This window comes from Legionella gratiana, assembly GCF_001467695.1.
GTDB classification, from domain to species: domain Bacteria; phylum Pseudomonadota; class Gammaproteobacteria; order Legionellales; family Legionellaceae; genus Legionella; species Legionella gratiana.
Map to the genome: position 1 here is coordinate 172,284 of NZ_LNYE01000020.1, position 12,678 is coordinate 184,961.

Sequence of the window (12,678 nt, forward strand, 5' to 3'; positions counted from 1 at the left end):
CACACCTACAAATCTAGTTTGGGAGGAGTTGTAAATGTATGGTATGGTGGTGGTGAAGGCAAAGTCCACTCTAGCCCATATGCACCTTCCCAAGATCGAGCAGCGGCAATATCCTTATTAGTTCCTCTCTTCCTGACGGTAGCAATTACATTATATAGAAAAAGTAATTGGGTAAAACCAAAGATGAACGCACCAATTGAAGAAATCACATTAAAATTAGTAAATTGCAATGCATAATCAGGAATTCTTCTTGGCATACCTGCTAGTCCTAAAAAGTGCATTGGAAAGAACGCGATATTTACTGAAATTGCTGATAACCAGAAATGCCATTTACCTAAACATTCGTTATACATATGCCCAGTCCATTTAGGCAACCAGTAATACGTGGCTGAAAAAAGTGCAAATATTACTCCTGGGACGAGAACATAGTGGAAATGAGCTACAACAAAATAGCTGTCTTGATATTGGAAGTCTGCTGGAACTAAAGCTAACATCAAACCAGTAAAACCACCAATTGTAAATAAAAATACAAAAGCTAATGCAAACAACATAGGTGTTTCGAAAGTCATCGAACCTTTGAACATCGTACTTACCCAGTTAAATACTTTAATACCTGTAGGTACTGCAATGAGCATGGTAGTATACATAAAGAATAATTCTGCACCCAAAGGGATACCCGTAGTGAACATGTGGTGCGCCCAAACAATAAATGACAATATTGCAATGCTTACCACAGCATAAACCATAAAGTAATAACCAAATAAAGGCTTACGACTAAAGGTAGGAATTACTTCTGAAATCACACCGAAAGCAGGCATTACTAAGACATAAACCTCAGGATGTCCAAAAAACCAAAATACATGTTGAAAGAGTATTGGATCACCACCACCTGCTGCACTAAAGAAACTGGTTCCAAAATGTCGGTCCGCTAGCATCATAGTAACTGCCCCTGCCAAAACAGGCATGATTGCAATCAACAAAAAGGCAGTAACTAACCAAGTCCAAACAAACATTGGCATTCTCATTAGGGTCATGCCTGGAGCGCGTAAGTTTAAAATGGTTGCAATAATGTTAATTGAACCCATAATGGATGAAAGACCCATCATATGAATTGAGAAAATCATAAAATCGGTGCTTGGGGGAGCATATGTAGTCGATAAAGGTGCATACATAGTCCAACCAAAATTAGGGCCACCACCTGCATGAAATGTTGTTGAAAGCAATAAAGTAAAAGCAAAGGGTAGAATCCAAAAACTCCAATTATTTAACCGAGGCAAAGCCATATCTGGAGCGCCGATCATCATTGGAATTTGCCAGTTTGCTATTCCAGTAAACGCGGGCATCACGACACCGAATAACATGATTAATCCATGTAGCGTTGTCATTTGATTGAAGAAGTTTGGATCAACAAGACGATGACCCGGTTGAAATAACTCTGCGCGAATCACTAAAGCCATTCCACCCGCTAAAAAGAAGCTAATCATTGCCAGCCACAAATAAAGTGTACCAATATCTTTGTGGTTCGTAGTAAACAACCAGCGTTTTATAAACCCTAAAACACCTTTACCTTGCTCAGGTCCATGATCATCATGTTTTTCATCATGCGCTAATGTGTAACTAGTCATTGCAAACCTCCAGCTTGAACTTTATTAACCATGGTTGGTTGTTGATTAGCATTCTGACGTTGTGCTGCAACCTCCGCGGGTTGAATTAATTCGTTAGTATTGTTTTCCCAGGCATTGCGCTCATAAGTTGCAATCGCAGCAATCTCTTCATCAGTAAGTTGATCTTTATAGGGTTGCATTGCCGAGCCAGGAATACCATGCAGTATGATATCTATATGGCGCGAAATAGGATGACCTGTAGCTACTGAGCTTCCTCTAAGAGCTGGATACAATGGGGGAATACCTAAACCATCGGGTCTATGACATGGCGAGCAAATTTGATCATATTTTTCTTTTCCTTTCGCCAGCAATTCATCACGGGTCATTGTCCTTTGTGCAGCCTCACTAGACTCTTCTTTAGTGTATTTATCTTGTGATTTTGTTTGTGCAGCCACCCACTTATCAAACTCTTCTTGACTTACAGCCTCAACAACTATAGGCATAAATCCATGATTAACCCCACAAAGTTCAGCACACTGTCCTCTATAAGTACCTGGTTTTTCGATAGTTGCCCAAGCTTCATACATAAACCCAGGGATTGCATCACGTTTTATACCCAATTCAGGAACCCACCAAGAATGAACTACATCGTTAGAGGTAACCAGAAAACGAACTTTCTTATTTACAGGTAACACTAATGGCTTATCAACTTCCAATAAATACCACTCATTTTTTCTTTGATTATTCTCAATTTGATCAAATGGAGTGGATAAAATACTAAAATAGCTAATACCTTGATCAAGATATTCATACTGCCATTTCCACTGATACCCTACTATTTTTACAGTAATTTCGGACTGTTGGGTATCATCCATGCGCATTAAAACGCGAGTCGCAGGTATTGCAAGTCCAACCAAAATTAAAAAGGGGATAATAGACCAGAAAATTTCTAATCTAGGATTATCATGGAATGATGCTGGTTTATAGCCCTTAGATTTTCGATGATGAATCATAGAGTAAATCATGACGCTAAATACAACAACGCCAATAATAGCGCATACCGCCATACAAACCATATGCAGATAATAGGCATCCTTACTGATAGGAGTAACCCCTTCATACATATTTAGTTGCCAATTATTCGCGGCTGCAAATATTGGTTGGCTCATGACCCAAGCACCTAGCATTATTATTAATTTACAGATTTTCAACCTGTTTAACATCCCCATTCCTCGTCTTATCATTGAAGTATGAATAACCGACATGAAAAAGATCTCATCCCCTTTATCCAGATAGTTAACTCTTCAATCAATCAATATCTTCATTCAAGAAAAGCCATAGTGATGCTTTAGCTTGAACGTAACGCCCTTTTCTTGAACAAAGGCCTAAGCTCTTTCAGGTCTTTGTTCAACGTTCAATTTACCACAAAGAGTAGTTTCCCTCAGTTTTAGACTTACTGACCATGTACTTAATTGCTTCGATTACTTCATCAGTAGTACAGTGTTTACAGCCACCGTTTTTCAAATGTTTTTTTCCATTAACGGTATTCTCAATAAGCACATCCATATTTTCTGCAAGTAAAGGCTGCCACGCTTTTTGATCTCCAAGCTTAGGAGCCCCTTCTTTTCCTTCGTTGTGGCAAACAGCGCAATTTTCATTATAAATGGTCTCGCCATCAGTAGGATATTTTTTCGCACCACCCGATTTAAGGTTTAATAATTGAGTACGAGTTAACGACTTATCTAATATGTAATCAACAGCAGAAATAATGTCATTATCAGAACAAGTCACACAAGCTCCTTTCACCGGCATGAAGTTAAAACCATGAATTGCATGGCGATATAATCCATTCAAACCACTTGTTTTTAATCGCTCATACCAACCCGGTGCATTTCCTATTAGTGGGGCAGTCATTGCTCCATCTTGATGGCAAATGTGACAAGCAGTGTAATAAACCTCTTTACCACGAGCAAGAGAAGGCGGCTTTTCCGAAGGCGGTAATCCCAATGGTTCTTCGCTAACAACCGTTTTAAGATAAATCGCAATAGCCATTTTATCCGCATCCGTTAAATACATCAGACTGTTATGGTTTACTTCAGCCATAGGGCCAGCTACAGGGCCAGCATTATTAATGAGTTTATCGTGTTTGAATACATCAACAACTTCCTGATGCGTCGCTGATTCCAACCCGTATTTAGTGATATTAGGTGCCCAATAGCCATCAATGAAACCGCCTGTTAAATAATATCTGGTTTTTGGGGAACCAAACACGTTTAATGGGGTATGGCACATACTGCAATGACCTAAACCATCTACTATATATTTTCCACGATTCCATTCTGGAGATTTATCGTTCTGATATTGATAAACACCTTCTTGAGGGAAGAAAAATAATATATTCCATCCCCAAAGTGTAAAACGAGCACCAGGAACATTGAATGGGAAAGGTAATGATTTATTCTCTAAATGGACTGGCGGCAAGCTCATGAAATAAGCATACAAAGCACGTGCATCTTCATCAGATATCTTAGAAAAATAAATATAGGGAAACACAGGAAAATAGTTTCTGCCTTGGGGATCACGTCCTTCTCTTAACGCACGAATAAAATCCTGTTCCGTCCAATTACCAATTCCTGTTTCCTTATCTGGAGTAATATTAGGACTGTAAAATGTTCCAAAAGGTGTAGCTATAGGCAATCCCCCTGCATAAGCCGGTGTGCCTCCTTTAACATGAGTATGGCAAGAAATACAATCTCCCATTTTTGCTAAATACTCACCGCGCTGAATTAGTTCTTGTTTCTCACCCGTAGCTGGAGCGGTAGGTGGATAAGCTGGATAATATCCATCAATAATTGACAATTTCTCTTGAGCAGGTGCATTTTCAGCTTGTAATAATTGACCTGTCATGCCAAGCACAGTCACCGTTGCAGTGACAATTAGCTTTCTTAGTAACAAAGAGCCCACGCCCCCTCCTATTTGTTCTTATTTTGTACGCATATCTTATGGAGACAGAATAACCGACGCATTTTATACTCCACAATACATAAGTTGCAATGTTATAATAGCTATCTTTGATTTTTTTTAATATCTCTATTATGTTTGTTTACCTCGATGGCTTACTTTTAGGCTTATCCTTAATCATTGCTTTAGGGCCGCAAAATGTTTTTTTAATCAAACAAGGCGCGCTTAAAAATCATGCGCTCCTCTCCGCTCTCATTTGTTTTATTTGTGATTTTATCTTAATTTGTGGCAGTATAGCAGGTCTTCATGAATTACTCATAATTCGTCCTGTTTTGCAAATATGGATGGTACTATTAGGCTCCGCTTTTTTGCTTTTTTATGCAGCAAAAGCCCTAACAAATGCTTTTTCAAAAACAGCAAAAACCTCCGAACAGGCAGCTCAACCCCGTAATAGAACTCAAATTATACTTTTAGCCTTAGGTTTTAGCATACTTAATCCGCATGCAATTATTGATTCTCTGGTTATTATCGGTGGAGGCAGTAGTGGCTATCCTAACCAAGAGCATATTTTTTTACTAGGAGTACTTACATCAAGCCTTCTTTGGTTCAGCTCGTTAACATTCACCGCTCGATATTTTTCGGATATTTTGACAAAAGAAAATGTATGGAAAGGAATAGAACTTGTTAGCGGCTTACTCATGGCTTTCATTGGAGGTAAGCTGGGAACAGATGGTTTACGCTTAATTTCAGAATTGATGTAACAGATCAGCCCCATTCAGGAGACGACCATATTTTCTCGCAACCTGAGCTCAAATTTGACCGTTTGTGCTCTGTTCAGCATGAAGTGCCTGGAATTAAATTAATAAAAAGAAATGGAGTAGAAAGGGCCAATCAGTGTGTCGCCAATTGACCCAGTGGAATGACACATAGCAAGTCCAACCTCGCAAGGTGCACTATCTCATAACCGATGATTTATGTCAACTCAAGGAGCGCGTTTCCTAACAAGTCTATTGTCGTTCTAGCATGCTTCAGCTAAACTTGTGTTTTTATAAATTTTGAGCAATGCATGTTTTACGGCGATACCATCCAAGAAACACGACATATGTTTTTTTCGAGCTGGGAAAAATACCAACAGCGAGTGTTGTTATCTCCTTTAGAGCATGAAATCGTTCAAGTTATTCTCGCCCATCCTGAATACCATAAAATGCTTGGGAATCAGTATAAATTTCAACAACAATCCTATTCTCCTGAATTGGGCGAACCTAATCCATTTTTACATATGGGGCTGCATCTGGCTGTCAGAGAGCAGATAAGCACTGATCGCCCCATAGGAATAAGTGCTATCTACACTAAGTTACTTCAAAAATATCATGACCCTTTAGCAGTTGAGCATCTAATCATGGAACAACTTGCCGAATGCCTTTGGCTTTCACAAAAGAATAATCTACCACCCGATGAAACTTATTATCTGCACGTGTTAGCTAATTTATGAACTATGCATCGTGCCGATCCATTTGATATTCAAGAATATCTCCAGGTTGACACTTTAAATAAGTACAAATTGCCTCCAATGTAGCGAAACGTATTGCTTTAGCTTTACCATTTTTTAAAATAGATAAATTTGCTTCAGTAATCCCTATTGCCTCAGCTAATTCTTTAAGCCTGCATTTACGTTTTGCCATTATTACATCTAAATTAACAATAATTGACACGGGAATATTCCTTAAATTGTTAATTGTGTTTCTGACTTTAATTGATGCGCTTCTTGAATAATCCAGGATGCAACTAAAATAATAAACGCGGTAATTAGAGTGGATAAATTCGCTGACTTCAAAGTAATACTTGCAAAACGCTCGCCCGCAGGATTGTTAAAAGTAAGAGCAGCAGTGATTAAAGGTTGATAAATAAATTGGACTAGTTCACCTAATATCATATAAATACTTACTTGTTTAATTAATTTAATATTGTCCTCTTCAAATAAATACCCTTTTTCAAAAAGTTTAAATAGCTTAGCGAGATTATGACAAATCAAAAGGGTAATTGTAAGCGGTAATCCTTCAATTGCTAATAAGATACAACGATGCGCTAAGGAAAAATGTTCCCAATCATAAATTCGCTCAGGAGAAATCACTGTAGACCAACCGCCTAAATGGCACATCCAATTGAACTTAGCTAAAATCAAAAACGTTGTCGTTAAAGGAATAAACCAGCAAAGTGATCTAAAGAGCAGATAAAGCAAATGACTTGTGTTTTTTATTTTATTCATAAAATACCCCTTAATGATACAAATATTATCCTAGGAAAAAGCAGTTGGTTCGTACACAGTAAGATCCAACTTCTTTAATTCGGTTACTCTGTATTATAATAATTTATTATCGTTTTACAATAATTTTTTTAATTTCATTCTGATTTTTTAACCTCAATAACCGCTTATAATCTAAGTTCATTTTGATTACATCCCGGATACAGAATGTAATACTGGGTATCTTGCCTAAAATAAGTTAATATGAAGTTTTTAATGGCAAATCCGTATTTTATGACTGATCAAGAAAAAAATACCCACTTCGGATACACGACTGTCGCTTGGAATGAGAAAGAAAAAAAGGTAGCCGAAGTTTTTCATTCTGTAGCAAAAAACTATGACTTAATGAATGACTTAATGTCTTTTGGCATTCATCATTTATGGAAACGCTACACCATCGAGCTTAGCCGAGTTCATCCTGGACAATTTGTTTTAGATTTAGCAGGCGGTAGTGGCGATTTAACCCAGTTATTATGTACAAAAGTGGGTGATACAGGACGTGTTATTCTTGCAGATATTAATTCTGCTATGCTTCATGTAGGTCGTGATCGTCTATTAGATGCAGGCTTATATAAAAACATTGACTATGTACAGGCAAATGCCCAAGCCCTGCCTTTTGCTGATAATTGTTTTCATTGTATTACCATGGGTTTTGGCTTAAGAAATGTGACCGATAAAGAAGAAGCGTTGCGTTCCATGTATCGTGTCTGTAAGCCTGGAGGAAAAGTAATGATTCTTGAATTTTCCACCCCCACGCTCCCGGGTTTAAAACCTATTTATGACTGGTATTCGTTTCATATTTTACCTAAAATAGGAAAGATTTTTGCGCAAGATGAAACCAGTTACCAATATCTTGCTGAATCCATACGCATGCACCCCAATCAGATGGAGCTCAAAAAAATGATCGAGCACGCTGGATTTGAAGACTGTCATTATGACAATCTAAGCGGTGGTATAGTTGCCTTGCACATTGCCTATAAATATTGAGTTGATTATGCTAAAAAAATATTCCTTAAAAGCGCTTCAAAAGGCCATAAACAAAGCAGCAAAATTGGATGAAGGTATGCCTGCTAAGTTGCAAGCTCTTGACAATAAATGTCTTGAAATGGTTATTAGTCCGCTAAATGTTAATTTTTTTATTCTGTTTCAAAACGGTGAAATTGTCTTACTGGATCATTATGAAAAACAGGCAGACACAGTCATTCACAGCAGTCCCTTAGGCTTAATCCGTCTCAGTGTATTACCGGCGTCTAAAGCACGCTCTTTATTTAATGATAAAATCCGTATCACCGGCGATACGGAACTAGGACAACACATTAAAAAATTATTTGATGAAATGGATATTGATTGGGAAGGTCACCTTGCTCATTTTACGGGTGATGTAGTCGCCCATCAAATTGGTTCTTTATTCCGTAAAGGACTCAAATTCAAAAGGCAATTTGATGAATCCTTATGCCAAAATGTAGCTGAGTATTTACAAGAAGAGTTACGCATCGTACCTTCGAAATATGAATTGGAAGATTTTTTTGCAGAGATTGATGAACTGTCCTTAAGTGTTGAACGCTTACAAGCCCATGTCAATCAACTAATAAGCTACTATGAAATCCATTAAAAAACTCATTCGTCTTATCCATATTAATTACATTCTAGCAAAAAACGGACTAGACAATGTAGTGGTGTCGTTAAGGTTATTTGCGCCACTTCGTTTCATTGTTTATTTAAATCCTTGGAACTGGTTTCGTAAAGTACATTTAACCCACGGGGAAGCATTACGTATTTCATTGGAAGCACTCGGACCTATTTTTATCAAATTTGGTCAAGCACTTTCCACCCGACCTGATATTTTACCTCTAGATATCGCCATTGAGCTCAGTAAATTACAAGATAAAGTCCCTCCATTTCCCAGTGAAAAAGCAATGGCAATTATTGAAAAAGCCTATGGTTTATCCCCTTACGAAGTCTTTGCTGAATTTGATCCCATACCTTTGGCATCAGCCTCAATGGCTCAAGTACATGCGGCAAAATTGAAAACAGGAGAAGAAGTCATCGTCAAAGTACTAAGACCTAATATGCGTCGTATTATTGAAAATGACTTAAGCATTATGCATACCATAGCAAAATGGGCAGATCGATATTGGCCTGAAATTAGACGTTTAAAGCCTAAAGAAATTGTAGCTGAATTTGAGCATACCTTGATTGATGAGCTCGATTTATTAAGAGAGGCAGCTAATGCAGCGCAACTAAGGCGTAACTTTGATCGTTCTCCTATCTTGTATATCCCAGAAGTATACTGGGATTACTCGCGCTCTAACGTAATGGTTCTTGAACGAATTCATGGCATACCTGTATCAGATATAAGTAGCTTGCAAACGCATGGTGTAGATATAAAAAAGCTGGCCGAACGAGGTGTAGAGATTTTTTTCACGCAAGTATTTCGTGATTGTTTCTTTCATGCAGACATGCATCCAGGAAATATTTTTGTTTCCTATAATAACCCTAAAGATCCGCAATATATTTGTATTGATTTTGGCATTATGGGCACATTAAATGACAATGACAAGCGCTATTTGGCTGAAAATCTTTTGGCATTTTTTAATAGAGACTACCGTCGAGTTGCTCAATTGCACGTGGAATCGGGTTGGGTTGCTCGCGACACACGAGTTGATGAGTTTGAAAGCAGCATTCGTACAGTATGTGAACCTATTTTTGAAAGACCTTTAAAAGACATTTCATTTGCACAAGTAGTTTTGCGCCTTTTTCAAGTTGCACGACGTTTTCATATGGAGGTACAACCTCAGTTGGTTTTATTGCAAAAAACATTGTTGGCTATAGAAGGCCTAGGCCGCCAACTTTATCCTGAACTGGACTTGTGGGCCACCGCAAAACCTTTTCTTGAAAAATGGATAAAAGAGCAAATCGGCCCTAAGGCCTTTTTCACCCAATTAAAACAAAATCTACCCTTTTTGGCAGAGCAATTGCCCCATATGCCAAAACTAATCTTTGATTTTCTTGAACTGAAAAAAGAAGAGTTGATCACAGAAAAAGATAATTTAATCAATACACTAGGACATGACAAATCACCAGTACAGTGGAACAGTATTGCCATTGGTGCAAGTATCTCTTTTCTTTTAATAGGTCTGCTTGATTATTGGCATCTTATTCAACACAAACAACTTGCTCCTTTGGCTTTTATAGGAGCCATTGTCACAGGGTTGTTTGTTCTCCTTAACCGTAATATGAGGAATTAAAAATGGGACTCAGTGGTATCAGCCCTCTTTCTTTATTATTGATTTTAGTGATTGTTATTGTCCTTTTTGGCACTTCTAGATTAAAAACGATAGGTACTGATCTTGGTGAGGCCATTCGAAATTTCCGTAAGGCATTGAATGAAGACCAACCTCAAACACCTAAAGAAGACGACAAATCCTTATGAGTGGCGAAATTTTAGTAATATTCATCGTTGCTTTAATTGTATTTGGCCCTAAAAAACTGCCCATGCTCGCGACTCATTTAGGATTATTAATCAGAAAAATAAATCAATTAAAAACACAAGCTGCTGCCTTGTGGCAACAGCAACTTAATGAAATACAGTTAAAAGAAAACCAGCGTAAAGCCGAAGAAGCAGAGATGCAGTACCAAAAAGAAAAGTCTTTATAATTTCTTCCTAGACTCTACTTTATATCTAGCTTCTTAGATGAAGTCTCTGAGGGCTCCGGCATTTTAAACTTATCATCATATTTAGGAAGATTCCCCATTTCCTCTTTTTTAGGCAATATAGATTCACCCTCCTCAAGTTTTCTAGGTTTTCCATCCGGAGGTTTTCCAGGCCTATAAATCTCTTTATCACCATTTGAAAAAGCAAGAACCTGGTTTGTTTTTGCATCAATAATCACAAAACGATCATTAGCCGCAGCGCGCTCTTTAAAAAATGCGTTCATATCTTCAGGAGATTTAAAATCGAGGCTTACTTTACCATCTTTATCAGGTTTTAGCTTGTTTTCATCTACTTCTATAGGAGGCTTTCTATTTTGACAAAACTCTCTATAGTTTTTTAAAAGCCTGTCCATATCCGCGCTCTGAACCAGAACACTTTGTTTCTTTTTTGCCTCTTCTTCCTCATGGGCGGTAGTTAAAGTAGTCACCACCTCCTCGGTAGGAGTTACTTTTGTTTTAGGAGGAGCTGTTAAACCAATTGGCTCTTTTTCTGGGTCTTTTTTTGGCTCTTTTTTTGGTACTTCAAGATTTTCTTCACCCATAGTGCCTCCAGATATTATTTATGTCGAAGTGGGTCATTGTGATAAATAACTCTGTACCCAATTAAAAATTGTGTTGGTAATTTAATCATAGTTTATCCTGTTTTTGTTTTCAATAAAACAACTAAAGACTCCTTTCGCTTTAAAGTAGTGCGTAGCTCATTGCCCAAGCTTTCCAGCTGCCAACCGCTCTAAAGAGTCTCCTGCTAAACGAAATTGCAACAGATCTGTTCGTGGATGTGCTCCTAAAAACTCATAGAAGTGAATGGATTTCTTATTCCAAGTAAATGCATGTCCTTCCATTCGACAACATTGTTTCTCTAACGCTAAGCGGGCAAGATAAGACAATAAAGCAGTGCCCAAACCTTGATTTTGATACATTTCAGTTACAAATAAATCTTCGACATAAAGAACAGGAGCAGCTTCTGGAGCAGAATATGAAAAAAAATATAATGCATAACCTGCTGGTTTTTTCTTATATTCGGCTAATAAGACATAAAAATATTTATTTTTGCCAAAACCATGAGCTTCAATTTTATCCAGAGTTAAATGAATTTCTTCCGTTTTTTTTCGCTCATACTCTGCTAATTTCTCGACTAAGAAAGAAATTTTCTCTTTATCTTTTTTTGTAGCAATTCGAAAAGTAAATTCCATTTTTCGTCCCCTGATATACTCCAAAAACCCTAACCAAATCGGTTTACTGGCTGGTGACAATAAGGTGCCTTACGATGTTTCGCATAATAATCTTGGTGATATTCTTCTGCGGGCCAAAATGTTACTACTGGAAAAAGACGGGTAGCAACTTGATATCCTTTTTTTTGCAATATCTGAATTAATCGCTTTGCTTCGGCTAGTTGTTCCTCGTTGTAATAAAAAACCGCACTTTGATATTGTTGTCCTATATCAGGACCTTGTCCTGATTTTTGCGTCGGGTCATGAATTTCGAAAAACCGTTTCAAAACATAATGATAATCAGTTTTATCCCTATCAAAAACAACGCGTACAGCTTCGTAATGCCCCGTATTGCCTTGACATACTTGTTCGTAACTGGGCTCTAAAGTAACTCCTCCAGTATAGCCTACCTCAACTCGAAGCACCCCAGGGATTTGTTTTAAAAAATGATCAACACCCCAAAAACATCCACCCGCCAAAATGGCCTCTTCAGTGTCTAAAACCTGATTATCGGCAACAAAATCAAGAGAGGCTGAATTAACACAATGGCGTAAATTCTTTTGGGTAAAATATTCACCGGTAAAAACATGGCCTAAATGAGCCTCACAGCGTGCACAAAGTAGTTCCATGCGTTGCCCATCACGATCAGGAACCTGTTTTACTGCATGGACAATATTATCATCAAAACTTGGCCAACCACATCCTGAGCTGAACTGGCTTGACCCGCGAAATAAGGCCAAACCACAACGTCTGCATAAATAGGTTCCCTGAGTCACCAGAAAATTATAGGCTCCAGTATGAGGATATTCTGTAGCCTTGTCACAAATTATTCTTTTCGCTAAAGGAGTCAAACTGGCCGTCTTATCAAGATAAGTGTCCATAATTC

Annotated in this window: 15 protein-coding genes; 7 read left to right on the forward strand and 8 right to left on the reverse strand. The window is 37.9% G+C overall.

Annotated elements, in window-relative coordinates:
• Positions 1-5 precede the first annotated feature (5 nt).
• From ctaD to Lgra_RS05580, 3 genes are all read right to left on the reverse strand, one after another.
• Positions 6-1,625, reverse strand: coding sequence for a cytochrome c oxidase subunit I (gene ctaD, locus Lgra_RS05570; RefSeq protein ID WP_058498284.1), 1,620 nt, complete (start codon positions 1,623-1,625; stop codon positions 6-8).
• Positions 1,622-2,827, reverse strand: a complete 1,206-nt coding sequence (gene coxB, locus Lgra_RS05575) for a cytochrome c oxidase subunit II (RefSeq protein WP_058498285.1) — start codon at positions 2,825-2,827, stop codon at positions 1,622-1,624. Before coxB ends, ctaD begins: the two co-directional genes overlap by 4 nt.
• A 196-nt stretch (positions 2,828-3,023) precedes the next feature.
• Positions 3,024-4,568, reverse strand: a complete 1,545-nt coding sequence (locus Lgra_RS05580) for a c-type cytochrome (RefSeq protein ID WP_058498286.1) — start codon at positions 4,566-4,568, stop codon at positions 3,024-3,026.
• A gap of 131 nt (positions 4,569-4,699) precedes the next feature.
• On the opposite strand from Lgra_RS05580, the gene Lgra_RS05585 reads away from it, so the two are divergent.
• Together Lgra_RS05585 and Lgra_RS05590 are read left to right on the forward strand one after the other, a co-directional pair.
• Positions 4,700-5,326: a LysE/ArgO family amino acid transporter gene (locus Lgra_RS05585; protein WP_058498287.1), complete on the forward strand. Its 627-nt coding sequence runs from the start codon at positions 4,700-4,702 to the stop codon at positions 5,324-5,326.
• Between the two features lie 305 nt (positions 5,327-5,631).
• Entirely contained in the window at positions 5,632-6,057 is a 426-nt protein-coding gene (locus Lgra_RS05590; RefSeq protein WP_058498288.1) for a DUF1841 family protein, read from the forward strand.
• A 1-nt stretch (position 6,058) separates the two neighbouring features.
• On the opposite strand, the gene Lgra_RS05595 is transcribed toward Lgra_RS05590, so the two are convergent.
• Complete coding sequence (locus Lgra_RS05595) at positions 6,059-6,277, reverse strand: helix-turn-helix domain-containing protein (protein WP_058498289.1); 219 nt, start codon at positions 6,275-6,277, stop codon at positions 6,059-6,061.
• Between the two features lie 11 nt (positions 6,278-6,288).
• Positions 6,289-6,831 (reverse strand): DUF2975 domain-containing protein, encoded by a 543-nt coding sequence (locus tag Lgra_RS05600; protein WP_058498290.1) that lies wholly within the window; start codon positions 6,829-6,831, stop codon positions 6,289-6,291.
• 270 nt (positions 6,832-7,101) lie between these two features.
• On the opposite strand from Lgra_RS05600, the gene ubiE reads away from it, so the two are divergent.
• The 5 genes from ubiE to Lgra_RS05625 are packed head-to-tail and all read left to right on the forward strand — an operon-like array spanning position 7,102 to position 10,524.
• Positions 7,102-7,854: a bifunctional demethylmenaquinone methyltransferase/2-methoxy-6-polyprenyl-1,4-benzoquinol methylase UbiE gene (gene ubiE / locus Lgra_RS05605; RefSeq protein ID WP_058498704.1), complete on the forward strand. Its 753-nt coding sequence runs from the start codon at positions 7,102-7,104 to the stop codon at positions 7,852-7,854.
• A 7-nt stretch (positions 7,855-7,861) separates the two neighbouring features.
• Positions 7,862-8,479, forward strand: coding sequence for a ubiquinone biosynthesis accessory factor UbiJ (locus Lgra_RS05610; RefSeq protein WP_058498291.1), 618 nt, complete (start codon positions 7,862-7,864; stop codon positions 8,477-8,479).
• Positions 8,466-10,115, forward strand: coding sequence for a ubiquinone biosynthesis regulatory protein kinase UbiB (gene ubiB / locus Lgra_RS05615; RefSeq protein WP_058498292.1), 1,650 nt, complete (start codon positions 8,466-8,468; stop codon positions 10,113-10,115). The genes Lgra_RS05610 and ubiB overlap by 14 nt, the downstream gene beginning before the upstream one ends.
• A 2-nt stretch (positions 10,116-10,117) precedes the next feature.
• Positions 10,118-10,300: a twin-arginine translocase TatA/TatE family subunit gene (gene tatA / locus Lgra_RS05620; RefSeq protein ID WP_058498293.1), complete on the forward strand. Its 183-nt coding sequence runs from the start codon at positions 10,118-10,120 to the stop codon at positions 10,298-10,300.
• Positions 10,297-10,524, forward strand: a complete 228-nt coding sequence (locus Lgra_RS05625) for a Sec-independent protein translocase subunit TatA/TatB (protein ID WP_058498294.1) — start codon at positions 10,297-10,299, stop codon at positions 10,522-10,524. Before tatA ends, Lgra_RS05625 begins: the two co-directional genes overlap by 4 nt.
• Before the next feature lie 14 nt (positions 10,525-10,538).
• Here the strand turns inward: Lgra_RS05625 and Lgra_RS05630 are convergent, their stop codons facing one another.
• The 3 genes from Lgra_RS05630 to Lgra_RS05640 form a co-directional block, all read right to left on the reverse strand.
• Positions 10,539-11,123 (reverse strand): hypothetical protein, encoded by a 585-nt coding sequence (locus Lgra_RS05630; protein WP_058498295.1) that lies wholly within the window; start codon positions 11,121-11,123, stop codon positions 10,539-10,541.
• A 156-nt stretch (positions 11,124-11,279) separates the two neighbouring features.
• Positions 11,280-11,774, reverse strand: coding sequence for a GNAT family N-acetyltransferase (locus Lgra_RS05635; protein WP_058498296.1), 495 nt, complete (start codon positions 11,772-11,774; stop codon positions 11,280-11,282).
• A gap of 29 nt (positions 11,775-11,803) precedes the next feature.
• Positions 11,804-12,673: a bifunctional methionine sulfoxide reductase B/A protein gene (locus Lgra_RS05640; protein ID WP_058498297.1), complete on the reverse strand. Its 870-nt coding sequence runs from the start codon at positions 12,671-12,673 to the stop codon at positions 11,804-11,806.
• Positions 12,674-12,678 lie beyond the last annotated feature (5 nt).

Bases quoted from the DNA above. Each gene is read 5' to 3' on its own strand.
- Lgra_RS05585 (WP_058498287.1), top strand. From the start codon at position 4,700: ATGTTTGTTTACCTCGATGGCTTACTTTTAGGCTTATCCTTAATCATT.
- tatA (WP_058498293.1), top strand. From the start codon at position 10,118: ATGGGACTCAGTGGTATCAGCCCTCTTTCTTTATTATTGATTTTAGTG.
- Lgra_RS05590 (WP_058498288.1), top strand. From the start codon at position 5,632: ATGTTTTACGGCGATACCATCCAAGAAACACGACATATGTTTTTTTCG.
- Lgra_RS05610 (WP_058498291.1), top strand. From the start codon at position 7,862: ATGCTAAAAAAATATTCCTTAAAAGCGCTTCAAAAGGCCATAAACAAA.
- Lgra_RS05600 (WP_058498290.1), bottom strand. From the start codon at position 6,831: ATGAATAAAATAAAAAACACAAGTCATTTGCTTTATCTGCTCTTTAGA.
- coxB (WP_058498285.1), bottom strand. From the start codon at position 2,827: ATGTTAAACAGGTTGAAAATCTGTAAATTAATAATAATGCTAGGTGCT.
- Lgra_RS05625 (WP_058498294.1), top strand. From the start codon at position 10,297: ATGAGTGGCGAAATTTTAGTAATATTCATCGTTGCTTTAATTGTATTT.
- Lgra_RS05635 (WP_058498296.1), bottom strand. From the start codon at position 11,774: ATGGAATTTACTTTTCGAATTGCTACAAAAAAAGATAAAGAGAAAATT.
- ubiB (WP_058498292.1), top strand. From the start codon at position 8,466: ATGAAATCCATTAAAAAACTCATTCGTCTTATCCATATTAATTACATT.
- Lgra_RS05640 (WP_058498297.1), bottom strand. From the start codon at position 12,673: ATGGACACTTATCTTGATAAGACGGCCAGTTTGACTCCTTTAGCGAAA.
- ubiE (WP_058498704.1), top strand. From the start codon at position 7,102: ATGACTGATCAAGAAAAAAATACCCACTTCGGATACACGACTGTCGCT.
- ctaD (WP_058498284.1), bottom strand. From the start codon at position 1,625: ATGACTAGTTACACATTAGCGCATGATGAAAAACATGATGATCATGGA.
- Lgra_RS05630 (WP_058498295.1), bottom strand. From the start codon at position 11,123: ATGGGTGAAGAAAATCTTGAAGTACCAAAAAAAGAGCCAAAAAAAGAC.